Here is a 25,343-nt window from a genome sequence, read left to right as displayed (position 1 = left end):
AGCCATTCAGGGTTGGAACGTCACTGTCCGGTAGGGCCGAACAAGAGACGGTCATGCTTGTATGAATGGAAAGACTACTTCAGGCACAATGGATACCTTCAGCACCCAGCCAAATTATCAGCAACCAAGTCTTAAAATGCCCATGGTGGCAGTGTTTTATCGTCAGCAACCCAATCAGAATGCTTATCGATATCAGCGGGGCGCTTAGTTCTCGGTTTTCGAGTTGAGGTAAGGGGCTCGAAATAAAGAATATCCTCTGGTGCCACAGGTCCGCGTGCCAAGCCTAATTTCATTGCGGGCGTCTTGCCATCCGATCCTTTGAGCGAGTAGTTATAGAACACACGAAAGATATCCAGTAGCTTTGCTAAGTTATCTGGGCGATACGCGTTATAGCCATACCACTTCCGGCCTGCTTGATTGGCAGATCCGTAAGCCCGCTCTGCAAAAGAAAGTCTACGTCGCACCAGCATAAAGAATCGATCGATTGGGTGTAATGATGCTTTCAGATACAGTCTCGCTGCATGATCGTCGGAATATGTGCTTATATTTGTAAGCCAGCATATGTGTTTGGCAGGTTCGCTCTTATTTGGCAATGGGTGCACCAACCACCAGTCATCTGGGTATCCCAACGACACTGCGCGCTGCATCTCGGCCTTTGTCATTAATACCTTAATTTCAAAATCAGTGAGTCCGGGATTCGCGGCTTTTACTGCCCTGAACACACGTAAGCTTGCGGCGATTGCTTGGTCTTTCTCGTCGATAGTTGCCTCTTTCAATACTTTTACATACCAGGCATCGGCAGTTCTAGCAGTCACTCTATCATGGAAGGCTGCTAAAAAAGCTGCACGGAATCCTGAATCCTGATCTAGAAAAAAACGGACTTTAGGCGCATTTGCTAGCATTTTTGCCATCAACAAGAAATGGGCCTGCATGGTGTATTGTTCCCGTACCTGCACTCCATTAGTTGGAAGCATAATGTTGCTGTTTTTTTCATCACTATCCTCAATATCATCACGATCTTTTGCTGCTTCATATTCGCCCATGATTTCTGCGGTCAGTGTGTCAGCGCCACGCGCAATCTGAAGTGCACGCGTAATTCTCCTCTTAGCTGTGGATGACCCCTTGATTAACGCAGCCGCATAGTCGGGTTTTAACCAAAACCTGGCATATTTTCGAAATGGCTGTGTTAAGTTGTAATCTCCTGCCTCTTTCGCCAAAAGCTTTAGTTGATCTGGATTGATAGTTTCGTCGAAATTTAGATGCATACCGAAAACATAGCCGGTTTTAATATCCGCTGTGCCGATTGCATTTAGTTGAATGTTGCGCCTGTCCTTACGGCTGTTCCAGTTCACAATATGCATTTGTCGATCCACTGCGACATACATCTTTGGTAGTGGGAAGTCTTCCAGTAGTAGCTTTTCCCGACTTTGAGCTAACAGCAGGCATTGCCGGTGAATAAAAGCAATCTTCCCATATAGTGATTTACGATCCAGACCAGTGATTTCCGCAATCCGGCTTAGTGGCACCTTGTTCATCAGCAGTAACATAACCTCACGATTCTTATGAGGGACTTTGTGTTTACGCGTAGATTTGCCGCCAACGGTAAACGTCTTTCGACAAACGTTACATCGCCAGCGCGGCGTTCCCGCTGCTGTAACGCCGAAAGCTGCGTAATTGTTCCCACCCTGAGATAAGGAAACTCCATGCATCGTGCATGCTGAATTAGGGCAAGATGCTTCGGGAGTGTATTTGAGGTAAGCAGATATTCGATCTAGGTCTTCAAGTATCGAAGCATTGTTCCGTATCGGTTGATTGTCTTCGCATATGCTGCATTCCAGTTTCGGATTATTGTTACCCTTACTGTTAAGGATATAAAACCCGGGTAAAGGTGCAGATCCTTTTGGTCGGTATCCCCTGCCAGGTATTTCTGGCACGCCGAAATTAGCACATTTTGGGTTTTTGCAGAAATTGACGTTCAACCCGTCATGCGGTGGTGGTAGCCGATAGCCTGAAGAAGATTTTTTCGCCAAAGTAATGCCCCCTGAATCGTAGACTCAAGGAGCATTGTAGTTGAATTATGCTGAAGTTATCAACACGATATTACACGCCCTAGTTGTGATAATGCAAAGGGTTTTTAATTTTGAAATATCTAACTTAAACTGCTTCGAGCTTACGCATAAATGCTGGCAACAATTTGAAATCAACCAAACTACTAAATAATGATTTCATAAAACTTGCATCAGCTTCATACACCAATTTGTAATATTGCATACGCATAGTCATAGCGCTGCCAAATACAATACTAATCAATGCCAAAAATGAACCTAATGCTAAAGTAGACATACCCGTAATGCCCTGACCTATAGTGCACCCCATCGCTAAAACACCACCAAATCCCATTAGAACGGCACCAAATACATGATTACGAAAATCCGCAAACGATGCAAACCATTCGATACGGAAATTACGACTCAACAGTGACCAAAGCAACGAACCCGCAATAACACCCGCAAGTGCCATTACACCAAACGTCAGAAAGCTGCCATCAAATTTAGCTATTGCATAGCCCAAAGTTTGACCCATAGGATTAATAAACGTAAAAGATTGTGGACTTAATGGACGACTGTCTGCTGGCTTGATATCGTTAGGTCCAGCAGCAAAATCCCACTCTTGAACATACGACTGCAGAGTATAAACCGTTCCATCAGAGGCTTTCACGCCGACTACAGTACTGATATACCAAGCACCCAACACAACCAGGCCCACTACCAAACCACCAATAATATTATCTTTGCTGGCACGAAAATCTTTGGACTTAAAAACGAAAATCGCAATGAATAATGCGATTAATACACCCAACACTAAACGAGCCTGTTTCAGACTCGCATCGTTCACTAAGAATGAAGCCAAATCTTGATGCGTACCCACATTAATAGCTAAAGGACGCAGCCAGCCATTAAACAAAACAGTAAACAATGTCTTATCTGTTCCGGGGAAAGGATTAACCATAAAATAAGCTATCACTGAAATAATCAGCAAAACAAATATGGATTTGATATTGCCGCCACCAATACGAATCAAGGTCTTGTTGCCGCAACCTGAAGCGAAAGTCATACCGATACCGAACAAAACACCACCGAAAATATTTTCCGCCCAAATCAACTGTGCACCACGATACGGGGGGAATGAAGCATCAATATTAGCCAATCCCAGATATTCCAATACAGACACACCTAGCATAGCAACTGCGATCGCCAGCAACCATGCACGCATCCGCCCCATATCGCCCATATTCACCCAGTCAGACACTGCACCCATAGTACAGAAATTGGTTTTGTTTGCGACTAGCCCCAAAACCAAAGCCAAAGCGAAGGTCGACCACAACAAAACAGATTGCGCTTGAGCAAAGCTTTCAAATAACATTGTTTATCTCCTGATCCCAAAAAGTTTTGCCGATGGTATGTCGAATATACAGTTCGAACAATAAGCGATATGTACTAGTGAGCTGGAACTGGAGGTAGAGCTGGGGATAAAGATGGGACTGGGGCTGGGAGTGAACTATCCAATCCAGTTTTAACATCCGCAGCATCCTTGGCACTCAACACACCACCATCCTTAATCACGGCATCTTCTGTTTTTTTATTCATTACAATGATGCTAATACGTCGATTAATTGGATTCATGGGATTATCTTTATCAAATGGTATCGCCGAACCCAACCCCACAACACGCAACATTTTGCTTTCATCCATACCACCAGCAATTAACTCACGGCGGGATGCATTGGCTCTATCAGTTGACAGTTCCCAATTGCTATATGCAGTACCACCATTTGCATAAGGTGTAGAATCTGTATGACCAGACAAAGTTATTTTATTTGGAACTTCATTCAAAGTTTTGCCAATTTCATGCAATATTTCTTTTGTATAAGGCTGCAACTCAGCCTTTGCAGAAGCAAACATTGGGCGATTTTTCTCATCTACAATTTGGATACGCAACCCTTCGGATGTAATATCCAGCAATAGTTGCTTCTTAAATTGTTTTAATAACGGATTAGCATCAATTGATGCTTCAATACTGGACTTTAACGCTTTTAGTCGTGCCTCTTCTAATTTTGCCATATCTGCCTGCGCAGCTTTTAAATCATAAGTTTTTTTCTGTTTTGGATCAGAAGCTTTACTTACTTGCCCATCTTTTCGGGTCAAGTCTTTGCCACCACCTTGAATCACACTCGAACTATCACCACTACCCGAACCGCCTTGCATCGCCACTTTTAGCGGCGTAGAAAAATAATCCGAAATCCCCTTCAAATCGCCCTTTGCTGTTGATCCCAACAACCACATCAACAAAAAGAACGCCATCATAGCCGTAACAAAGTCAGCATAGGCGATTTTCCAAGCACCACCGTGATGTCCACCAGCGACCTTCTTAATCCGCTTAATAACTATGGGGCGCACTTCAGCCATATCAGCCCCGCTTACTTAGATTTAGCTTGTTTGACATGCTCTTCAAGCTCGAGGAAGGTTGGACGCTCAGTGGAATATAAAACTTTACGCCCGAATTCAACAGCGAGCGCCGGAGCATATCCATTTAAACTGGCTAGTAAAGTAATTTTTGTACATTGGAACGTTTTACTTGCCTCATCCAGTTTCTGCTCGAGCAAACCAGAAAGCGGCCCTACGAACCCATAAGCCAACAGAATACCCAAGAAGGTACCAACCAGCGCATGTGCAATCAGCATTCCCAATTCAGCCGGTGGTGCGCCAACAGACTCCATCGTATGCACAACCCCCATTACCGCAGCAACGATACCAAATGCAGGCAGACCATCACCAAGTTTGGCAATACAATGCGCTGCTACTGCACCTTCATGATGATGAGTTTCTAATTCGTTATCCATCAAATTTTCAATCTGTAATGCGTCCATATTTCCAGACACCATTAAACGCAAATAGTCAGTCATGAATTCGATAAGATGATGATCATGGACGATAGATGGGTATTTACTAAACAACGGACTGGCATCTGGGGTTTCGATATCACCTTCAATCGACATCAGACCTTCCTTGCGCACTTTGCTTAAAATCTCAAACAAAAGCGCAAGCAAATCCATATACAGCGCTTTATTGTACTTAGAACCTTTAAAGATATCAGGCAGTGCTTTTAATGTTGCCTTCACTGATTTTGCGTTATTACCTACAAAAAAAGCGCCACCAGCACCGCCACCTATCATCAGCAATTCCAAGGGCTGAAACAACGCTGCCAAATGACCACCGGCCATGGCGAAACCACCAAAAACGGCACCGAGCACAACCACATAGCCAACAATCACTAACATTTGCTGCTCCCTCCCATTTTGGGAAAATTATTCAGCTTCATTATTATGAAGGTGCATTTCACAATATCGCACCCAGTATCAATCTTTTGCAAACGTCCACACTACAATTGTTGTCAAATATACCACGCATAAAGTGGCGTGCGCATCTGTTCCGTCTGAATTGTTATGTCTGCTGGATGTTCTGGTACAACAAATTCATTACTCAATAAAATAGCACCTGGTCGCATTTCAGCACGAGCTTTATACCATAATGCTGGCATCGCCGCTGGTGACAAGTAAGCAAATACCACATCAAACTGAGCAAAATCCAGTGTCATATAATCAACACGCAAAAATCGAGCATTACTATGACTGAAATATCCTCGCAACCAACTGAACAACCAAGGCAACCAAGACAATTCCACTCCAACTACCTGACAATTCGGGTAATTTTTAGCTAAATGTAAAACTAAACCACCCAAACCACTACCTACGTCAATGATATATAAAGGACGATCTTTGGGCAATGTACTTTCAACGCCATACCAAGTGGATTTACTTGACGGATAATATGGCACCTGAGTACGAAAAGTGTGGCCATAAAACACCACAAAAAACAAAAATGCCGACAAATAAATAGTAGCCGACAAATGCCAGCTTAGCGCGGCAAGCAAAGCAAATGGCATCAGAAACTGAATCAACCACCACCACACAGCCAATTTTATTTTTTTTGACCATAGTGCAGCAATTATCCCTTGCGACAATGCGATCTCATATATATTTAAAAACGGAACGTGTAACCAACGTACCCAAAACTGAAATACTAAAACAACAAATCCAGCCGTCAACAACTGGATCATTAATGCTTTAATAGCAGGCAATGTCAGCAATGAACGCGCTACAGAAAAACCAGATAACGCCATATGTACTACTGAACAATATTATCGACGTCATGAGCCTTTTTGTTGGTTTTTCCTGCCCGAGAAGGCAAGTGGCACAAACCACAAACATAGTGCTGATTCAAATCATATTTATCAATCACAAAATTCCCCCCACATTGAGAGCATGCAGTAGAAGCCAACATTTTGTTATCAATAAACCTGATTAGTGTCCAAGCACGCATCAAAGACAACACGGCTTCTTCTTCAGATTTCATTTCGATTTGTTCAAGATACAACTGATATGCTTTCATCATGGCCTGTACGCCATGTATTTCAGCATGCTGAATTAAATATCGATAAATATTTAAAAATATTGAGGAATGAATATTGGGCTGCCATGTCAGAAACCAATCCGTAGAAAATGGCAACATACCCTTAGGAGGAGAAACCCCTTTGACCTCTTTGTATAAAGCCAAGATACGCTCACGTGACAGCGATGTTTCCGACTCTAACAACTGACAACGCGCACCCAATTTGATGAGTTCTGTTGCAAGCTGTATGTCCTGGGCTTCATTGAGGACACTTTTTTTGGCCATGATACACACACCTCCGCAGTAATTGCATCAACGTGCTTAAACAAGCTCCTCAACAGATTGGCCAGCCATTAATATAGCTGCATGAGAATGCCCTAAAGCACGATCTTTCGTATAATTTGTAAGCATACCCAAAATCGCGCTGTCGTCAAAGCGAAAACGAGTCAGCATCATATTATTACTTGCAAGTTTAAGTACCTGCGCATTACTTAAACTTTCCAGCAAGTCTGCAATTTGAACATCAATGCCCAAACGAAAAATTGCGGCTGGTTTATCAGCACGAATTAACTGCTGTGCCAACATCAAATAATTTAAATTAGCATCACGGATTTCAGCCAACATATCGTCTATATTCATTTTAATTCTCCTCAACAACATCGCTAATCTTCGTATGGAAACTACTGTTTCCCCTGTTAGTGATTGCATATTGAAACGATACGAACAAAACGAAAAGCAGGCTTACACTGTTTTTTAGGTAATAAAGAGGGGAGCAAAACCGCATGATACTGTCTGACAGACGTGCAAAAGCAGAATCTAAAATAGATTCTGCAGAGATGTAACTTATTGAATAAGCCGCGTTTATTTTTTTAAAACACTAAAAACAAACAACAGCAAGTAAGACGAAAGCTGGCAAATATTAGAGCGTAGGCAATAATATTTATCATCTTATTTATGTTATCGGCAGGATTTAGTAAAACTTTAGGGTTATTTTGAAAAAATTTTAAATAAATTCTTAAATAGATACTAACTATTTGATTAATAATAATATTTATTTTTAAATAAATTTAAATTATTATTTATTCACACGAACAGCCATTATTTCGCAGAATTCTTGTTGTAAATAAACAACACGCGAAACAGCTTAATATTTAACAACAATATTCAGCACCGGCTTCTTGGTAGACAAAACGCATTAAATTACACATGACGTTAAGATTTTATGACCTGTATACACACATCACCTAAAGTAACGACCTGACCAGCACGGATTTTGCAGGTTTTACGCAACTCTTGTTGACCATCAACTTGCACCACACCCTCGGCCACCAAATGCTTACCTGCCCCCCGCTATCCACGACGCCAACCAATTTCAACAATTGATTCAACTCAACAAACTCACCCTGCAACTCAAATATCACCTGCTGACTATTTTGCATTTTTATTCTCTCTCTATTGCGCTCACTACATTAGCAAGCTTTGAAATTTTCTCTAACGCGCGTTGAACTTGCTGGGACTGGCTCACTAGAACACGAAATGCCATAGTTGCCATTTCACCTTGAGTTTCAGTATTCACGCGAGTCACCGCCATCTGCGCCTTAGTGAAGATATCCGATATATCACGCAACAAACCATGCCGATCATAAGCGACCACTAAAATATCACAACTAAATTGCTCCATATCGCCTGCCCAGCTCGCAGCTAACAAGCGGGCTTTACGCTCACCCTGCACCCTTAACACATTACTGCAATCCGCCCTGTGTACCGTTACGCCACGACCTTGAGTCATATATCCCACAATAGCTGCTGGCGGAAGCGGTTGGCAGCAACGCGCCAACGTTATGGGCAAACCGCTTACCCCTTCAATTAACACCTCATCCGGTTTGTACCTGGAAGCATTAGGCAAGCCACGCTTAACTTGTGGAACCACGGGCACAGGAGCACGCAGAGAGATAATCGCATCACTTAATTGCTTAATACTTATATCCCCACGACCAACTGCCGCAAAAAACTCATCACCTTTAGGTTCATTTAATTTTTGTGCGATTTTATCGATGCTAATATCGGTAGCGCCCATGCGGCGCAGTTCACGATCCAGAATATCCCGACCTTGCGCTATATTTTCAGTGAAATATTGATAGCGGAACCAATGCCTTACTTTTGCTCGAGCTCTGGGAGTGACCAGATATCCTAGCGTTGGATTCAGCCAGTCACGACTTGGCGTACCCTGCTTCGCAGTCAGAATCTCAACACGCTGCCCATTTTTTAATGGTGTGTTCAATGGCACTATCGCACCATCAACTTTTGCGCCCCGACAACGATGACCTAAATCAGTATGCAAATGATAAGCAAAATCTACAGGACTTGCTCCAGCAGCCATATCCACTACGCGTCCCTGTGGCGTAAGTACATAAATCCGGTCCTGAAATAATTCATTTTTAAATAAATCTGCCAATGCCTGACCATCGGCTAAATCATCTTTCCACTGCAAAATCTGCCGTAGCCAACTAATCTTGTCCTCACCACCAGAAGGTTTGGCCGCCCCCTCTTTATAACGCCAATGCGCTGCCACACCTAATTCCGCATGATTATGCATTTCAACCGTACGTATCTGTACTTCTAGCGCCTTGTTTTCAGGCCCGATTACACCAGTGTGCAAAGAACGGTAATTATTTGCTTTGGGGTGAGCAATATAATCATCAAACTCACCTGAAATAGGCTGCCACAAATGATGAACTAGCCCCAATGCGGTGTAACAATCTTTCAGCTCGGGCACCAGGATACGCACAGCACGAATGTCATACAGCTGCTCAAATGCCAGATGCTTACGCTTCATCTTGTTAATGATACTAACGATATGTTTTGGGCGTCCTGTTACATCTGCAGCAATACCAACTGCAGTCAGTTCCTGACGCAGAATAGCCAGCACATCTTCAATATAGCGCTCTCTGTCCAGTCGCTTTTCATCTAATAATTTAGCAATTTGCTTATAATGTTCCGGCTCTAAAATTCGGTAGGATAGATCTTCCATTTCCCATTTTATTTGCCATACACCCAAACGATTTGCCAATGGCGCAAACAGCTCACGAACCTCTTGTGCGACTTGCCAACGCGCATCTTCATCATCACTGGTTGTTGCTATCCGTAAAGCATAAGCGCGCTCTGCCAATTTGATCAGCACCACACGCACATCTTCCACCATAGCCAATAACATTTGCCGCAAATTTTCAACCTGATGCCGGCCGTCATCTCGCCCCGTGACCAGTTGCGCCACGCTATCCATTTTGGCCACGCCCTGTGCCAAACGTAGCACTGCATCAGGCACACCGGCATCATCAGGCAACGGCAAACCCACCAGCAATGCAGCAGCAATACTATGTGCATCAAGTTGTAAATCACGCACCTGCAACGCAGTGCCTACAGCATATTCCCACTGTGTATCGTCCATCAGGGGGCGTGCCCAGATTGCCACCTGCGATACCAAGTCTGCATCTTCCTCGGACAATCCCGCCCGTAAATGCGCCATCGCTGCGTCACTGTCTTGCGTTATGTTATTGTTTGTCGTAACCATCATCCCACCAATAATGCTGTTGCTGTTGTCGCCAATATTGCACTTGCATAACTTGATCAGGCGCGAATTTAATCGCAACCAGACCATCCCTATCCGAACGCGCTAATGCGCTACCCATTTGCGCATAACGTGCCACCACATCGCCTCGCGGATGCCCAAAACGATTCTGATAACCCACGGTAAACACAGTTAATCTTGGCTGCACCACATTAATAAAGTCGGGTGTTGAAGACGTTCTGCTGCCGTGATGTGGTGCAATTAACAATGTCGCTGCCAACTCGCTGCGCTCATTGTCCAATAAGTAACGCTCATCACCTGCTTCTATATCTGCCGTCAATAATACACTACCACCCGCACTACTCACTTTCATCACACAACTGCGATGATTATCCTTGCGATTTACCTCGCCATAACTTTCAGAGGTCGGATACAACATTTCAAATGTTACGCCATCCCACTGCCAGCCCTGTCCGGGCAGGCACTGACTTATATGCGAAATGGCGCCCGAAAAAATAATATGCGTATCGGGTAATGAAGTGTAGATGTGGGCAACTGGTACACTTTGCAACAGCGATGCAGCACCGCCCGTGTGATCGTTATCATCATGCGACAACACCAGCACGTCTAACTGAGTTACGCCCTCACCACGCAAATAAGGTGCCAGTATGCGATTTCCAGTATCGGCCGTACTGGTATATTGTGGACCAGCATCAAACAACAGCGCATGATGCGCTGTACGCACCAGCACTGACAACCCCTGCCCTACATCTATTGCATCCACCCATAATTCGCCCAGTCTGGGTTGCTGCGGTGTAACCAACAACGCAGGCAACATCCATACTGCACCCAGCCATCGTGCAGGAAATCCACGCGGCAGCAACATCCATAACGCACCAGCCAACGCTAACAACACCTGCCAAACTGCTGGCTGGGCTTGTGTCCACATCGGCAAAGCAGCAAATTGCTGCAAACTCCACACGCAGGCGGCCATCAGTGCATGTGCGCTATACAATGCCCAGTCCATATAGGGAATACTACCCAGTAGCGCCAATGGTGTGATCAAAAAACTCACCAACGGTATTGCTACTGCGTTTGCTAAAGGAGAAACGGTAGAAACCTGACCAAACAACAATAATAAAACAGGCGCTAACGCCAGCGTCACTGCCCATTGTGACTGCCACCAGGCACGTAACCAATGCACATCACCCACTCGCGCACCTGTTGCATATAGCAACACACCCACCGCACCAAACGACAACCAGAACCCCGCTGCCAGTACAGCCCAGGGGTCTAGCAACACCACTACCAGCAACGCCCACGCCAGTATCCGCGCCGGCGCCAAGGTTCGTCCCGACCATAACAGCAACGCCACTACCCACAACATATATAAAGTACGCTGCGCTGGCACACCAAAACCTGCCAATAATACATAGCCAGTCGCAGTAACTGCACCAGCCAGCACCGCCGCCCTGCGTGCAGGCAGAGATAGCGTCAATCGTGCACTGCGCCGCCAGATAAAATACACTAAGGCAAACATCAGCCCTGCCAACATAGTCACATGTGAACCTGAAATCGAAATGATGTGGGTAATTCCAGTACGCTGATACAACTGCCATTGCGCCGCAGGTATGGCCGATTGATCACCTATAGCCAGCGCTTTGAGCACGCCGACATAAGGCTGTTGTGCCAACACGGTATCAAAACGTGTTGCGATTTGCTCACGCATCATGTCTATGACATAGGGAAACTGCCAAACTTGATCACTTAACAAGGTGTGCGGGCTACGCTCACGTACCGAACCCAACGCCCGTATATCACGAGAGAACCACACTGCTTCCATATCCATCACATGTGGGTTCTGATTAGCATGTGGCCGACGCAACCGCACCGTCAATTGCCAGCGTTGCCCCGCGTGTACGTTAATCGCATCAGGCAAAGGCTGCCCGACAAAATCACGCGTATAAGTCGATAATTGCACATGAGATGGCACAACTGCACCTGGCGTCAGCACACGCTCCACATCAAATTCAAAGCGTTGCCCACGCTCTGCTGCCACAGGCAGGCTCGCCACCACGCCCACCATATTGATATCCACGCCTTCCCAGGCTTTCGGCAATTGTTCGGCTAAACGTTGCTCCGCACTAAAGGCTGCATAGAAAAACCCTGATACAAAGAAGAAAACCAGCAGCAACGCGCGTCGCAACATTGACCAACGCCCAGCCCGAGGCAAGCCCCACGCGGATGCCAGCAACGGCAGCGCCCATATCCAGGCCATATCGGGCAAGTGTGCCTGCAACTGCAAACCCAACACACCAATAACAAAAACAAGTATGGCAAGACTCAAAATTTAAATCTCGTCATGCCCAGCTGCGCCAAACAGCACTGACTTCAAACGCTTTAACTCGTCACGCAATTCCGCTGCACGTTCGAATTCCAAATTCTTCGCAGCGGTGAGCATGTCTTTTTCCACCTGCTTCAATTCCCTAGTCAGCGTTTTTTCATCTTTGGCATGATAACTCGCCATTTTTTGTGCGACTTTGTGGTTGGCCTGTGCGCTTTCCATATCGTACGCACCCTCGATGATGTCTTTAATACCCCTGACCACACCGCGCGGCGTAATCCCGTGCTCTACGTTGTACGCAGTTTGCTTGATACGACGGCGTTCAGTTTCATCCATCGCCTTACGCATGGAATTGGTAATACGATCACCGTACAAAATCGCACGTCCATTAATGTGTCGTGCGGCGCGACCTATAGTCTGTATCAATGAGCGCTCTGAGCGCAAAAAGCCTTCTTTATCAGCATCCAGTATCGCCACCAGCGATACTTCTGGTATATCAAGCCCTTCTCGCAGCAAGTTAATCCCGACCAGCACGTCAAACACGCCCAGTCGCAGATCACGAATAATCTCGACACGCTCTACCGTATCCACATCCGAATGCAAATAGCGCACCTTCACACCATGCTCTGACAAATAATCCGTCAAATCTTCAGACATACGTTTAGTCAGCGTCGTCACCAGCACGCGCTCATTGATGGCGGTACGCTTGGTAATTTCCGACAACACATCATCAACCTGTGTTGCCACCGGACGCACCTCAATTTCAGGGTCGACCAATCCAGTAGGACGCACCACCTGCTCCACCACTTGCCCCTGATGTTGTGCCTCATAGTCAGCTGGCGTAGCGGAAACAAACACAGTCTGGCGCATAATGCGTTCAAATTCGTCAAATCGTAGCGGACGATTATCCATCGCTGAAGGCAAACGAAAACCATAATTCACCAGATTTTCCTTGCGCGCCCTGTCCCCTTTATACATCCCGCCTATCTGTGGAATCGTGACGTGCGACTCGTCGATAATCATCAACGCATGGGCAGGCAAATAATCGATCAATGTCGGTGGCGGCTCACCCGGCTTACGCCCTGACAAATGCCGCGAGTAATTCTCGATGCCCTTGCAGAAGCCCATTTCGTTCATCATTTCCAGATCAAAACGGGTACGTTGTTCCAGCCGTTGCGCTTCAACCAGTTTATTGTCGCGGTAATACTCTTCCAGTCGCTCACGCAATTCCACCTTGATCTGCTCTATCGCCCGTAAGGTTGTACTGCGCGGGGTAACATAATGACTGGAGGGATATATCGTGCAACGTGGCAGTTTTTGCAGCAGATGCCCTGTCAGCGGGTCAAATAGCCGAATGCTTTCGACCTCATCATCAAATAAACTCACCCGAACCGCATGTTCCGCGTTTTCAGCAGGAAAAATATCCAGCACATCACCACGCACACGAAATACACCACGTTTAAATTCGAATTCGTTCCTGTCATATTGCATGGCAATCAGCCGCTGGATGGCCTCGCGCTGCGACAACTTTTCACCCTGATGCAAGTGCAATATCATCTGATGATAATCACTAGGGTCGCCAATACCGTAAATTGCCGAAACTGTCGCTACGATAATGCTGTCTTTACGCTCCAGCAAAGCTTTAGTTGCTGACAAACGCATTTGCTCAATATGCTCGTTGATACTGGAATCTTTTTCGATAAACAAATCCCGCGCAGGTACATAAGCTTCGGGCTGATAGTAATCGTAATAAGATACAAAATACTCGACCGAATTTTCCGGGAAAAACTCACGCATTTCCGCATAAATCTGTGCCGCCAGGGTTTTATTCGGTGCCATGATCATGGCCGGGCGCCCTAGCTGTGCAATCACATGTGCCATGGTATAAGTTTTGCCCGAGCCGGTCACACCGAGCAGCGTCTGGAAGGCTAAACCATCGTTTATTCCCTCTACCAGCTTGGCAATTGCCTGAGGTTGATCGCCATCAGGTAAAAAAGGCTGATGCAATCGAAATGGGCTATTGGGAAATGTAGCAATCACGAGTAAAATCTCACTGTTTTTAACCCGTTAATCTTACCACGCTGGCGATATCGCCTTAGCCTCATTCAAGGATGTTTAAGTTGGAACTCTCAAATCGCGTTCAAGCCATCAAACCCTCACCTACCCTTGCCGTCACCGCACGTGCAGCCAAACTCAAAGCCGAGGGCAACGACATTATCGGCCTGGGTGCAGGTGAACCTGATTTTGATACACCGCAACACATTAAAGATGCTGCAATTACAGCGATTAATAACGGTTTTACTAAATACACCGCCGTCGGTGGCACGCCTTCATTAAAACAGGCGGTCATCGCTAAATTCAAGCGTGACAATGGTCTGGATTACACTGCCAAACAAGTCTTAGTATCTTGTGGCGGCAAACAAAGCTTCTTCAACCTTGCGCAAGCACTGATTAATCCAGGCGACGAAGTCATTATTCCCGCACCTTATTGGGTTTCGTATCCTGATATCGTGATTTTAGCAGGTGGCGTACCTGTTATCGTTGAAGCTGGTATTTCCCAAGGATTCAAAATCACCCCGGCACAATTGCAAGCCGCGATTACGCCACGCACTAAATTAGTTGTCATCAACAGTCCTAGCAATCCTAGCGGTGCGGTTTACAGTCTGGAAGAATTAGCCGCATTAGGTGCAGTGCTACGCGCATATCCAAATATCATTATCGCGACCGACGATATGTATGAACACATCCGCTTACAAGATAGCAAATTCGACAACATCCTTAATGCCTGCCCTGACCTCTATGACCGCACCATGGTATTGAACGGCGTCTCCAAGGCTTATGCGATGACAGGCTGGCGCATAGGTTACTGCGCTGGTCCAGAAAAACTCATTACAGCGATGGAAAACGTACAGTCACAATCGACTTCCAATCCAACATCCATCTCGCAAGTGGCAGCTGAAGCTGCGTTGAATGGCGATCAAAACTGCATCGTACCAATGATCGCGGCGTTCCGTGAACGTCATGAATTTGTCGTCGCAGAATTAAATAAAATCGACGGGCTGCAATGTATTTACGCAGGTGGCGCTTTCTATGCATTCCCCGATGCTAGCAAGGCCATCGCCCGCCTGCACGCAGCGGGTAAAATCAGCGCGACCACCGACATTGCCCTGAGTGAATACCTGCTAGAAAAAGCGGGAGTTGCGGTTGTCCCTGGATCAGCGTTTGGTAGCGAAGGGTATATCCGCTTATCATTCGCCACATCAATGGCCAATCTCGAAGCCGCTTTGAGCCGTTTACAGACTTGGATGGCGTAATCAAACTCGCTTGCATACCGAGCGTTAGCACGTTACCCGACGTGCTAACGACATATCTCCCCAACATCCTTCAGCATAGCCATGCTGGCACCCAAGGCGGCCAACTTTACCCACAACAGCTACGCATCATTAGCTGCACCGATCAAACGGATAAATTGACAGCGCATATTGGCATTTTCTTCGACGAAATTACCGCAGGTTGTAATTGCAATGACGACCCCAGCACCACGCATGATTATTGCGAAGTGCATATTCATATCGACAAACCCAGCGCGCAAATGAGCTTACGTAAACATCATGACTAACACCTTAAACTGGCTAGAAGCCGACATCGAACATAGCGCACCATGGCACGCCGAAAATGGCACGCCACCGCCTAAACGCGTCATCATTGTTGACGACACATTGAATGCCGACACCGCCCATCGACTTGCTTGTGAAGGTAATGGCTTGCTCTACCGTGGTGACTTCAACAACGCACGGCTATTATTGCAAGCGTTAGCACGACGCATAGATCGCCCTCGCAAAAAACCCGCTAAAAAAGCCGAATCCCCTGCGCAAGCATTCCATCTGAACCGCCAATCACAATCCTTGCGCGCCCGCGTACTCGGCATGGTGCTCATTGAATTAGAAGCTGACTACCGCATCCCCTTACGCCGCGCCCCTGATGTTAAAGCCGCCTATACCCAGGTTCTTGGTGAACATCACCCTGCTTTTGTAACCTCATTACGTGAATTACTCAGCGTCATCAGCGCATATGAATGGCGTAAAAAAGGTGTGGAAATCCCTGAGATAAGCGGCCGTATTTATCCGCACTACGGCGTGTTTTCACCCATACGTGGAGAATATATTTCACTCGTTGCCAAAGCCCCCTTACCCAGCACAGAACTCGCATTTGATATTGGTACTGGTACAGGCGTACTCGCTGCAGTGCTCGCACGCCGTGGCGTAAAACAGATCATCGCAACTGAACAAGATCCGCGCGCAATAAAGTGCGCACAGGAGAATATCGATCAACTCGGGCTAAATACGCAAGTCGAGATCATAGCAGCTGATTTATTCCCTACAGGTCGCGCACCGCTTATCGTGTGCAATCCACCGTGGCTGCCTGCACGTCCTAACACACCGATAGAACATGCCATTTATGACTTTGACAGCCAAATGCTACGCAACTTCCTTAATGGACTAAGCGCACATCTGACTGCAGATGGCGAAGCCTGGCTTATCCTTTCAGATCTTGCAGAACACCTGGAATTACGCAGTCGGGAAACACTACTCGAATGGATAAACAGCGCGGGTTTGGCGGTAATCGATCGCTTACAAACCAAGCCTCACCACCCCAAAGCCAACGACCCAACTGACCCGCTCTATCAGGCCAGGTCAGCAGAAATTACTTCGCTGTGGCGACTAAAGCTCAAATCAGACATAAGTCAGCCTGATTAAGCCTCAAACAAATATTGTCAAATTAACGGCCATACCTGGCTGTTAAAGTTGCCTTAGCCAGGGCATTCTGATTGACCATAAAGCCCACTACAGCAGTGCTGGCACCATCAGGAATGGCCAGCTTATCGACTTTTAACGCATAGACGGTAAAGTTGTAGTGGTGCGGTTTATTGCCCACAGGCGGACATGGGCCACCCCAACCAGCCATACCATAATCATTATGAATCTGGCTTGCGCCTTGAGGCAGGTTTTTACTATCTACACCGCCATCACCCTGCGCCAGACCCGTCAGCGTTGCTGGCAAATTTATCACCACCCAATGCCAGAAACCCGCACCGCCTGTGGGTGCATCAGGATCATGCACCATGACTGCAAAACTCTTCGTACCTGCGGGTGCATTTTTCCAGTTCAATGCATACGCCGGTTTCTATCGCAACGTCGGAATATTCTTGTGGGCGACCGCGTCCCCCGTCTTCGCTGGACGCCATTCGGCTATCGCCTCATCGGTAAAATAGAACGTGAAATCACCTCGATCCCCTAATGCGTTGTTATAGTCGTGCCAATTTGTCACTTTATAGTGATTTTTCTTGATAAGGTGGCGACGACTTTCGTTATACTTGCGGCATGGATTTCTCTCAACATGAATTCTTGCTGGGATCGCTTCAGAAAACGGAAAAATCGTATGGTAAAAATGTTCATAGCGTTGATTTTTAAGTAATTTATTTCACGTAAAGTGATTGGCCCGCAATGAAAGTTTGGCACGCATAAGCCATTGAATTTCAAGTGCAAAAAAACGTTAGCGTACGATAAATTCCGAATTCTGAGACTACCCCTTGCCGAATGATGCCTTATCGGCGGTTAATTTGCCGAATAATCGATTTATTCAACAACGCCATGACAAGGCATTCGGAGCTCGGCCAGCTTAGGCTTTCCGCTAACTTTTCGGTGCGGCAATCCCAGCTCCCTACATTTACGGCGTGAGCATTTGCAATGGATTCAGTAAGGTAATGGCTTGCACGCGCGCAGCTGACAGCTTGGCGCTGTCGAACCATGTTTGTGACTGATTGAGCCATTGTTGCGGGGACAATTGATCAAGCTGCCCCAGATCCGAGCTATACACCACATTGTGGACATTGGCCAATACTTCGTCAAAGTCTTGCTGTGTCTGATAACCCAGCAACAAGGTCAGCGCGGTCTGCTCCACATACAACCAGTCATACTGTCCAAGACTCTTCAAAGCAGTTGCATCCATCTTGGTCATGGGATTGGCGGGCTGATTCAACAACAGGCGCACGCCACCTTTTTTAACGCACAGATTCACCAGGGCTTCAAGTTGGGCGCGAGTAGCATGGCCGGTTGTCAAGACCACGCTTTCGTGATTACAAAAATCGAGCACTTCTTCAATGCATGGAAAAAGTACTTGTTGATCGTCGCCCAGAAAACACGGTTCTTGTGCAAAGCGCTTGACCGCATCATTGGCATAAGCGCGTTGCAGCTTGCTGAGATGCTGGCTTGCAACGACGGTCGGCAAATCGACTACCAGCCGCCCGCAATGCGCATTGCCATTGTAATAGCACAAGGATTGCTTGATGCTACGTAGATCCAGCCCGCCAGCGATACTGTTTAGTGCTACAGAACCAAATACCGGCAGGCCCATGCTTTGTGCCGTAGCCGCTACTGCACTGGTGCAACCAAGATGGCTCTTGAGCAAGACTCCGCCACGGATCGCCTGATACGCTGTGCCAGCCTCAATTGCATTGAATTTTCTTTTATAGGCGTCCGGGCTGGCATGATAATGCACATCAAGAAAGACCAAACGCTCCTGCCAGTAAGAAATAAAATCACTAGACATTTCTTATTTCCCATGGCGTCGAATAGCCAAAATTTTGGCGCGCAGTGACCAGCGATTCGCCCGATTCAATGGCACGCACGATTTCGATCTCGGTATGGTTGACATTTTCAGCGCGTTCGATTACCGCATGCAGATTTTCCGGCGCAATCACCACGACGCCATTGTCATCGGCAAAAATCCAGTCACCCGGATTGACAACCACGCCAGCGATTTCGATTGCGACATTGCTGGCTTTCAAGCGCACCCGGTTTTTTCCTGAGACCATATAGATGCCCTTGCTGTACAAGGGATAGCCCAGTTTGCGGATGGTTTCAATATCGCGTGCAGAGCCGTTGATAATGGTACCGGCAATACCTTGCCGCAGTGCCTTGCGCGTCAGGATGTCGCCCCAATTGGTGCATGAGGTATTGCCATCATTATTGACCACCACCACCGCATGCGGCGGAACTTCGTCAATATAATTGGCGGCATTTTGAAAACCCGATGGTACACTCGAGAGTGCTTCGTATTGGACAGTAAAGGCTGGGCCTGCGATTTTGGCACCTTCCACCCGTGGCAAAATTCCAAACAGGGCTCGATTGATGTTAAAACTGTCCATCGCATCGGAAATTGCTGCGGTATCCAGTTGTAACAGCCGTTCTTTCCATTGCATTTCGATTGCATCCATTTCAAAAATCCTTCAAAAATTGTGACGGGTAACGCTGGCGCTTGACAGGCCATCGCGCCGCCCCAAATAAAACTTGTCTGTGCCTGTGGTGCGGTGCCAGCCGGGAGATTTACATTTCGCTGCGCAAGAAACTCCAGGCAGAAAATTCTTTCACGTAGTCACGCACATTGGCATCGCGCAGCGGGATTGCAATTTTAAATTTCTGCCCTAGGGGGCTAGTACAAGTAATTTCAAGACTGCCGGAATAAGGCAGTTGCGCGCCGATTTGTGAAAATTTTGGTACGGTTTCAAGCATATATGGCGGCGCGCCCAGCCTTGACGGCAAGCTGGAGAGCAATTTATCCAGTTCCGCATCATTACTCTGCCAACTGACGTTGGGTTCAGCGCCGAGCAACTCGATTGCCGAACGACCGTCTTTGCTGACCGTCGCTTTGCGCAAGAACTCATCCAACGCCTTGATGCACTGCATATCGGACTGATCGTCACCTTCCACTTCCACCGAAATATTCAGATGGGGATAGCGCCACAAATACTTGATTTTTTCGGCAAAACTGGCCGCCAGTGTGCTGACAAAAACATGCGCCTCGGTTTCCATCGTTCCGATGGTTTTCCATTCAAATTTCTGAACCTGGCCAGCGGTCATCGGTTCCATATCGAAGGTGTTGAGTAACATTGCGCGCATTTCGGCCGGCGGACCTGGCAGTACCACAAGCGTGGTTCCATCTTTTTCCAGCATGAAACCACTGGCCAGACCACAGGTGTTTTTCAACACGGTGGCGCCGACCGGAATATAGGCTTGCACCTTGTCTTGTTCACGCACTTGCAGATTGTATGACTGCATCCGGTTGACGATATGATCCCAGCATTCGTCGCGGAATTCCAGCGCCGTATTGGTTGCGGCGGCTACCGCAAAGCGGGTGACATCATCGGAGGTCGGCCCCAGTCCACCGCTGACCACGACCAAATCATATTCACCGAGAAAGCGCGACAGTGCACGGGAAATCAGGTGACTTTGATCGGTACAAACCGCATGTTCTTTCACCTTGTAGCCCAGACCATTGAGGTGAATGCTAATTTCAGTGATATTGGTATTTTGGTATTCGCCACTCACCAACTCGTCGCCGATCGTTAGAATTGCCGCCGTTTTTTTCAGTTGCTGGCCTTTGATGAGCGCGATGACCTGGCTGGCGAAGGAAGCTGTACTGGCACTGCCGCCAAAATCATAAGTCAGGTTCGGAGACTTTCTGACCGCTTCCCGAACCGCAGTTTGGATCCTTGTGGCGGCTTCAGAAAAGCCCAGATAATCCAGCATCATGGCAATACTCAGGAACATTGCGATGGGATTGGCTTTTTTCTTGCCAGCCATGCCGGGCGCACTACCATGCACTGGCTCAAAGTACGCCACGCGTTCGCCATAATTCGCACTGGGCGCCAGGCCCAAACCACCCATTACCCCGCCAGCCAGATCGGAAAGGATGTCGCCAAACATGTTTTCAGCCACGATCACGCCAAATTTTTCCGGGCGTGTGACCAACCAGAGCGCCACAGCATCCACGTTCTGAATATCCGCTTCGATAGCAGGATAATGCGCCGCGATGTCAAAAAAGATTTCCTGTCCAAAATCACCGCTTTCACGCATCACATTCGGCTTGTCTGCAAAGGTTACTTTGTCAAAGCCTTGTTTGAGCGCATGCTCGAAGGCAAATTCAAACAGACGCTGCAAACCCAATTTGGTTTGCAGCCGTAAAGTGCAGGATGCGGCATCATAGCCATATTTGTCGAGATTCGGGTGTTTGATCAGGGGGCGGAATGGTTCCGGCACGCCACGATAGTCAAAACCTGCATATAAACCTTCCGTATTTTCCCGAATCACACTCATGCGGTAGGGCTTGCCATTGCCAGCGATGTACATCGATGGGCGCACATTCGCATACAAACCCAGGCGCTGACGCAATTGGATGACTGGCGAAACATATTTGTGATTCTTGCCTTGCAACGCTTGTGGCAATTCCTGCTCAGCCTGTTTTTTAGCCTTACTGGTGATTGCGCCAAGTAACACTGCATCCACCTGTTCGATTTTGTCCCAGGTGTCCTGAGGCACCGGATTGCCTTCTTTGATCCAGCATTCCCAACCGATATCACCGTAAATCAAGTCGATCGGCAGCTTGAGTAGATCCAGAACTGGAATCGCAGCATCACAGACTTCTTGTCCAATGCCGTCACCCGGCAGCACCAACACTTTTTTATTCGCCATTTTTTAACCAGTCATTAATTATAGATACCGTAAATTCTCTATTGTCGAGCAAGATACGCATGCCTGCATCAGGAACCTGCACCAGCTTATGGTGTTTGCTTGAAGCTGCTATTGCCAGGTTGGCAGTGGTCGCCAGTTGTGAATGTTGGCCCAGCAGGCACAAAATTTCACCCTGATAAGTTGCCAGATTTTGCCGTGCATCCAGCGTCAACAAAAACCTGAAACCCTTGAGCATTCTGCGACAACCCGGTTCGACGTCGTTCTGTGCAATACGATCCCGATGCTGGAGGCCGGGTATCTTTCCTTCAGCCGCAACAAATGCTGACAAGCGGGTCAGACAGCCTTCTAGGTCGCCTTCGGCCAGCAGATCAATCAATGCTTGCAACTTGCCGCGCAGTGCTGCATCAATGAAGCCAGGGCCGGACAAGCACAGGATTTTTGGGATCGCTGGCAGGTGGTTCGCCAGTTTGAGTGCCATCGTGCCACCCAGAGCATACCCGCTAATCAGGTCAATTTTTGGCAAATTATCACGAATAAAGCGCGCCAATTTCCGGATACTGGCTTCGCCCTGATCGGCACCATTGCCATGCTCGATAAATGGAATCGTATCGAGCACGAAGACTCGTTGCTTTTCTTGAAGAAAAAAATCCAGCAAAAATTGACAAAAATCTCCCCCATGCCAGACCGGACTCACCGCCCCCAATATAAGAATATGACCGCTCCAGTCGGCATTACCATACTCATAGCAACACTCCCTCATCCCGTCTCCGATTTCAGTGTGTTTCAGTAAATTCATAATTTCAGCCACCCATTGTATTTCAAGTACAAAGAAATGTTATCGTACGATTTTTTCCAAATTCTGCGACGCCCCCTACTACGTCTAAAAGTTGGATAAGGGGAGGAAATGCCGTGGAAAGACCAAAAATCCCGAAAATTCAGTCCAAAGTGCCTATTTTTTAAGCAATTTAAAAAATCGGTCAGATTTTTGAATTCCTGAGTCCGACAGGCTGTTAGTCTGCACTGTACTTCAGAATTACTTCAGCCTTGCTGCGCTCAGTGAACGGGAAATTAAACAAGCCGCACAGGATGTCAACACCATATTCGTCCAGATCTTCCGAAAAGCCGGAATAAGAGCGCAGCTTGCTTGCCATCTGCAAAAGTGGAACGATCGAATACTTGTCGCTGCCATTCATAATCAAATAAGCAACCAATTTTTCCAGTTTCAGATTACCAATCCCTTTGCCCATGCCCAGCAAGCTGGCATCGATAAAGGACGCGCCCTGCACAACGGCTGCAATCGAGTTGGACATCGCCAGGCCGATGTTATCGTGTGCATGGAAACCGAGTTCAATCGATGTGCCACGCAGAATTTCTTCGGAAATATTACGTACCGATTCCGGGGTTAGGTTGCCGTTGGAATCAGCAAAATAAATGACATCAATTACGTCGCGATAATTGTTTACAGCCGAGACCAAGCTAGCCAGTGTTGGCATGTCGATCGAACTGATTCGGACAATATTGATACTGGTCTGCATACCGCATTGCTTGGCCAGACGTGCTAGGCGCAAGGTTTCTTGCACATTCTTTGTGCTCGTGCAAAAACGTAACATCGCAACACCGTGTTCCGCCATTTCATAGATATCGGCATCCGTGATATTAGCGGCATGAGCAATAACCACCAAATTCATGTCTGGCAGTTCGTGCTTCAGGGTTTTAATGTATTCATTGCTACCATATGCAGTCACCCCCATGTTTTCATAATGAACGATAGAGCCATTACGATAAGCAATCTCAATATACTCAACGCCGGATGATTGAATCAGGCGCGCATGCTCCAGGATATAATCCATGCAAAAACCAAAATTATTTCTATATCCACCATCGCGTAAAGTTACGTCAATTAATTTCAAATCGCCAATATTTTTCATGGTAGTCTCATTTAAAATTCTTTATTTTTAACTGATGTTAAGCAACCGCGCGAAATTGCTGAAGTTCGTCATAGGCGGTACGTGATGCGTTGATGAATAGCTTGCGACAAAGTGCAAAGGGATTGGGCTTGCTTTTAATACTCAGGCATTCGAGCTTGAAGGCGGCGCAAATAGACATGAAGATGTGGTTGCTTTGGGTTCTCACCGTTCGGGTAGGAGACATTGCCAAGTTGGCGTTGGACTTCAAGGATTTGTGAAACACCTCCACTTTCCACCGTTTTTTGTAGGTCGTGGTGATGGCGTCATAGTCGCAAGTCAAGTCACTGCAAACCAGATGCAATACCCCAGTGCTGCCATCTTTGTTTGTAAAGACCTCGCGAACTAAAAGGACTGCTTTCGCATAACCCTTGAGCCAGCCTTGCACTGCTGTTTGCTCCGGAAAATCAAGCTCATCTACTCGGACGAAACGCTTCTTTTTCCTGTCTTCTTCGGTTAATGCCACCAGCCGGTTGTCCTTGAGTGCGGCAATGAAATGCCGACCCTTGCCCCCAATGAAATCTAAGTTCTCATCTGAAGAAAACCAACTGACCATCAGCACGAAGCGAAATTTCAAGGTGTTGCGAATACAGGTGTCTATCATTTGGCGCATCATCTCGTTTTTCGTCACCTCACCTTTACGTTTGATTTGCTGGGTCTTCTGGTCACAGTATTGAAACGGCTTTTTCACCAATTCAAATGCCACCGGAATCGATGTCCCGTTACTGTGATATAGCGCATTGAGCAGGTTGATCCCCCTGATGTTGCGTCCGCTGCAATGGTCAAAGTGCCAGCACATCAACTCGCTTTCATCCGTCCAGGCTTTTTCTTGAATCGTGTCGTCAAAAATCACCCCCCCATCATCGCGCTCAACCATTCTCACGGTCGATTTGACCTGCTGCCACAAGTCCTTGGTCGTGTAGTCTTGCTCCGACAAAAATCGCGTGATCTTGTCATGACTCACGTCGCCGTCAACCATGGCGGACAGCCCAGTCGCAGTCGCCGCACCAAAGGCGCTCAGCAAATAGTCGGTGTATAAATCAAGGTCGACTTTTTTCATCCGGCGAGACTATCAGATGCGCAGCTGCGTAACATCAGTGAGAAATTAAGCAAGCAATTTAAAGGTGCTGCTCATTGCTTCATCTCTCAGACCTAACAATTCCTGATATTCCGGAGAGTTATACCAAGCTGATGCATCTTCTTTTGAAGGAAACTGGAATACCACCATGGTGTCATAGGCTGGAGACAGGTTTGCGCTATCATGTAATTGTGAAGTCTTGCCTTTAATTAATAATTCCCCATTAAATTTTTTCAAGATTGCAGGGGTTTGTGCCGAATATTCTTTCAGTTTGTCACCATTTTTTACTGTTAATTCAATTACGATTAATGCTGTCATGATTATTTCTCCAAAAATTTGTAGGAATAGGG

Annotated in this window: 21 protein-coding genes and 1 pseudogene; 3 read left to right on the top strand and 19 right to left on the bottom strand. The window is 46.9% G+C overall.

Going from position 1 to position 25,343, the window contains the following annotated elements:
• Window positions 1-131 precede the first annotated feature (131 nt).
• From SFSGTM_RS06160 to uvrB, 11 genes and pseudogenes are all read right to left on the bottom strand, one after another.
• The gene (locus tag SFSGTM_RS06160; protein ID WP_162084426.1) at window positions 132-1,547 is read right to left on the bottom strand and encodes a hypothetical protein; all 1,416 of its coding nucleotides are present in this window, start codon (window positions 1,545-1,547) and stop codon (window positions 132-134) included.
• Between the two features lie 607 nt (window positions 1,548-2,154).
• Complete coding sequence (locus tag SFSGTM_RS06155) at window positions 2,155-3,423, bottom strand: YeeE/YedE family protein (protein WP_162084425.1); 1,269 nt, start codon at window positions 3,421-3,423, stop codon at window positions 2,155-2,157.
• A gap of 74 nt (window positions 3,424-3,497) precedes the next feature.
• Window positions 3,498-4,466: a flagellar motor protein MotB gene (motB, locus tag SFSGTM_RS06150; protein WP_162084424.1), complete on the bottom strand. Its 969-nt coding sequence runs from the start codon at window positions 4,464-4,466 to the stop codon at window positions 3,498-3,500.
• Window positions 4,467-4,477: 11 nt separating this feature from the next.
• Complete coding sequence (motA, locus tag SFSGTM_RS06145) at window positions 4,478-5,338, bottom strand: flagellar motor stator protein MotA (protein WP_162084423.1); 861 nt, start codon at window positions 5,336-5,338, stop codon at window positions 4,478-4,480.
• Window positions 5,339-5,451: 113 nt separating this feature from the next.
• Window positions 5,452-6,240, bottom strand: coding sequence for a class I SAM-dependent methyltransferase (locus SFSGTM_RS06140; protein ID WP_162084422.1), 789 nt, complete (start codon window positions 6,238-6,240; stop codon window positions 5,452-5,454).
• 5 nt (window positions 6,241-6,245) lie between these two features.
• A complete protein-coding gene (gene flhC, locus SFSGTM_RS06135) occupies window positions 6,246-6,794 on the bottom strand; it encodes a flagellar transcriptional regulator FlhC (RefSeq protein WP_162084421.1) in 549 nt (182 codons plus the stop codon).
• Between the two features lie 36 nt (window positions 6,795-6,830).
• Window positions 6,831-7,148 (bottom strand): flagellar transcriptional regulator FlhD, encoded by a 318-nt coding sequence (gene flhD, locus SFSGTM_RS06130; protein ID WP_162084420.1) that lies wholly within the window; start codon window positions 7,146-7,148, stop codon window positions 6,831-6,833.
• A 573-nt stretch (window positions 7,149-7,721) separates the two neighbouring features.
• A pseudogene (locus tag SFSGTM_RS06125) lies at window positions 7,722-7,948 on the bottom strand (RNA-binding S4 domain-containing protein).
• A gap of 2 nt (window positions 7,949-7,950) precedes the next feature.
• Complete coding sequence (locus SFSGTM_RS06120; protein WP_232526054.1) at window positions 7,951-10,083, bottom strand: RelA/SpoT family protein; 2,133 nt, start codon at window positions 10,081-10,083, stop codon at window positions 7,951-7,953.
• A complete protein-coding gene (locus tag SFSGTM_RS06115) occupies window positions 10,061-12,424 on the bottom strand; it encodes a DNA internalization-related competence protein ComEC/Rec2 (RefSeq protein ID WP_162084419.1) in 2,364 nt (787 codons plus the stop codon). The genes SFSGTM_RS06120 and SFSGTM_RS06115 overlap by 23 nt, the downstream gene beginning before the upstream one ends.
• A 3-nt stretch (window positions 12,425-12,427) precedes the next feature.
• A complete protein-coding gene (uvrB, locus tag SFSGTM_RS06110) occupies window positions 12,428-14,461 on the bottom strand; it encodes an excinuclease ABC subunit UvrB (RefSeq protein ID WP_162084418.1) in 2,034 nt (677 codons plus the stop codon).
• 80 nt (window positions 14,462-14,541) lie between these two features.
• Here uvrB and SFSGTM_RS06105 point away from each other — a divergent pair, with 80 nt between their 5' ends.
• Genes SFSGTM_RS06105 through SFSGTM_RS06095 form a run of 3 tightly spaced genes read left to right on the top strand, consistent with a single transcriptional unit; the run spans window position 14,542 to window position 17,178 of the window.
• Entirely contained in the window at window positions 14,542-15,735 is a 1,194-nt protein-coding gene (locus SFSGTM_RS06105; RefSeq protein WP_162084417.1) for a pyridoxal phosphate-dependent aminotransferase, read from the top strand.
• Window positions 15,736-15,776: 41 nt separating this feature from the next.
• Window positions 15,777-16,040, top strand: coding sequence for a hypothetical protein (locus SFSGTM_RS06100; protein ID WP_162084416.1), 264 nt, complete (start codon window positions 15,777-15,779; stop codon window positions 16,038-16,040).
• On the top strand, window positions 16,033-17,178 hold the full coding sequence (locus SFSGTM_RS06095; RefSeq protein ID WP_162084415.1) for a methyltransferase: 1,146 nt from the start codon (window positions 16,033-16,035) through the stop codon (window positions 17,176-17,178). The genes SFSGTM_RS06100 and SFSGTM_RS06095 overlap by 8 nt, the downstream gene beginning before the upstream one ends.
• Before the next feature lie 22 nt (window positions 17,179-17,200).
• Here the strand turns inward: SFSGTM_RS06095 and SFSGTM_RS06090 are convergent, their stop codons facing one another.
• The 8 genes from SFSGTM_RS06090 to SFSGTM_RS06055 all read right to left on the bottom strand — a co-directional run bounded on the left by SFSGTM_RS06090 (window position 17,201) and on the right by SFSGTM_RS06055 (window position 25,311).
• Complete coding sequence (locus SFSGTM_RS06090; RefSeq protein WP_162084414.1) at window positions 17,201-17,590, bottom strand: YbhB/YbcL family Raf kinase inhibitor-like protein; 390 nt, start codon at window positions 17,588-17,590, stop codon at window positions 17,201-17,203.
• A gap of 558 nt (window positions 17,591-18,148) precedes the next feature.
• The gene (locus SFSGTM_RS06085) at window positions 18,149-19,030 is read right to left on the bottom strand and encodes a DUF6282 family protein (protein ID WP_162084413.1); all 882 of its coding nucleotides are present in this window, start codon (window positions 19,028-19,030) and stop codon (window positions 18,149-18,151) included.
• On the bottom strand, window positions 19,023-19,697 hold the full coding sequence (locus tag SFSGTM_RS06080) for an RraA family protein (RefSeq protein ID WP_162084412.1): 675 nt from the start codon (window positions 19,695-19,697) through the stop codon (window positions 19,023-19,025). Before SFSGTM_RS06080 ends, SFSGTM_RS06085 begins: the two co-directional genes overlap by 8 nt.
• Window positions 19,698-19,806: 109 nt before the next feature.
• Window positions 19,807-21,951 (bottom strand): isocitrate/isopropylmalate family dehydrogenase, encoded by a 2,145-nt coding sequence (locus tag SFSGTM_RS06075; RefSeq protein WP_162084411.1) that lies wholly within the window; start codon window positions 21,949-21,951, stop codon window positions 19,807-19,809.
• Complete coding sequence (locus SFSGTM_RS06070; RefSeq protein ID WP_162084410.1) at window positions 21,941-22,747, bottom strand: alpha/beta hydrolase; 807 nt, start codon at window positions 22,745-22,747, stop codon at window positions 21,941-21,943. Before SFSGTM_RS06070 ends, SFSGTM_RS06075 begins: the two co-directional genes overlap by 11 nt.
• Before the next feature lie 214 nt (window positions 22,748-22,961).
• Window positions 22,962-23,879 carry a hydroxymethylglutaryl-CoA lyase-like TIM-barrel protein gene (locus SFSGTM_RS06065; protein ID WP_162084409.1) on the bottom strand — a complete coding sequence of 306 codons (918 nt, stop codon included), beginning with the start codon at window positions 23,877-23,879 and terminating at the stop codon, window positions 22,962-22,964.
• 37 nt (window positions 23,880-23,916) lie between these two features.
• A complete protein-coding gene (locus tag SFSGTM_RS06060; protein ID WP_162084408.1) occupies window positions 23,917-24,975 on the bottom strand; it encodes an IS701 family transposase in 1,059 nt (352 codons plus the stop codon).
• A 45-nt stretch (window positions 24,976-25,020) separates the two neighbouring features.
• Window positions 25,021-25,311, bottom strand: a complete 291-nt coding sequence (locus tag SFSGTM_RS06055) for a DUF1330 domain-containing protein (RefSeq protein WP_162084407.1) — start codon at window positions 25,309-25,311, stop codon at window positions 25,021-25,023.
• Window positions 25,312-25,343 lie beyond the last annotated feature (32 nt).

Origin of the sequence: Sulfuriferula nivalis (assembly GCF_009937995.1) — a bacterium.
Classification (GTDB): Bacteria; Pseudomonadota; Gammaproteobacteria; order Burkholderiales; family Sulfuriferulaceae; genus Sulfuriferula; species Sulfuriferula nivalis.
The sequence above is the reverse complement of the archived record's forward strand: the minus strand, read 5'-3'. Positions and strand labels throughout refer to the sequence as shown.

What these genes read in the sequence shown, in the direction of transcription:
- motA (WP_162084423.1), bottom strand. Translation starts at nt 5,338, where the DNA reads ATGTTAGTGATTGTTGGCTATGTGGTTGTGCTCGGTGCCGTTTTTGGT.
- SFSGTM_RS06065 (WP_162084409.1), bottom strand. Translation starts at nt 23,879, where the DNA reads ATGAAAAATATTGGCGATTTGAAATTAATTGACGTAACTTTACGCGAT.
- SFSGTM_RS06070 (WP_162084410.1), bottom strand. Translation starts at nt 22,747, where the DNA reads ATGAATTTACTGAAACACACTGAAATCGGAGACGGGATGAGGGAGTGT.
- SFSGTM_RS06155 (WP_162084425.1), bottom strand. Translation starts at nt 3,423, where the DNA reads ATGTTATTTGAAAGCTTTGCTCAAGCGCAATCTGTTTTGTTGTGGTCG.
- SFSGTM_RS06060 (WP_162084408.1), bottom strand. Translation starts at nt 24,975, where the DNA reads ATGAAAAAAGTCGACCTTGATTTATACACCGACTATTTGCTGAGCGCC.
- SFSGTM_RS06140 (WP_162084422.1), bottom strand. Translation starts at nt 6,240, where the DNA reads ATGGCGTTATCTGGTTTTTCTGTAGCGCGTTCATTGCTGACATTGCCT.
- SFSGTM_RS06055 (WP_162084407.1), bottom strand. Translation starts at nt 25,311, where the DNA reads ATGACAGCATTAATCGTAATTGAATTAACAGTAAAAAATGGTGACAAA.
- flhD (WP_162084420.1), bottom strand. Translation starts at nt 7,148, where the DNA reads ATGAATATAGACGATATGTTGGCTGAAATCCGTGATGCTAATTTAAAT.
- SFSGTM_RS06120 (WP_232526054.1), bottom strand. Translation starts at nt 10,083, where the DNA reads ATGATGGTTACGACAAACAATAACATAACGCAAGACAGTGACGCAGCG.
- SFSGTM_RS06075 (WP_162084411.1), bottom strand. Translation starts at nt 21,951, where the DNA reads ATGGCGAATAAAAAAGTGTTGGTGCTGCCGGGTGACGGCATTGGACAA.
- SFSGTM_RS06080 (WP_162084412.1), bottom strand. Translation starts at nt 19,697, where the DNA reads ATGGATGCAATCGAAATGCAATGGAAAGAACGGCTGTTACAACTGGAT.
- motB (WP_162084424.1), bottom strand. Translation starts at nt 4,466, where the DNA reads ATGGCTGAAGTGCGCCCCATAGTTATTAAGCGGATTAAGAAGGTCGCT.
- flhC (WP_162084421.1), bottom strand. Translation starts at nt 6,794, where the DNA reads ATGGCCAAAAAAAGTGTCCTCAATGAAGCCCAGGACATACAGCTTGCA.
- SFSGTM_RS06095 (WP_162084415.1), top strand. Translation starts at nt 16,033, where the DNA reads ATGACTAACACCTTAAACTGGCTAGAAGCCGACATCGAACATAGCGCA.
- SFSGTM_RS06085 (WP_162084413.1), bottom strand. Translation starts at nt 19,030, where the DNA reads ATGTCTAGTGATTTTATTTCTTACTGGCAGGAGCGTTTGGTCTTTCTT.
- SFSGTM_RS06160 (WP_162084426.1), bottom strand. Translation starts at nt 1,547, where the DNA reads ATGTTACTGCTGATGAACAAGGTGCCACTAAGCCGGATTGCGGAAATC.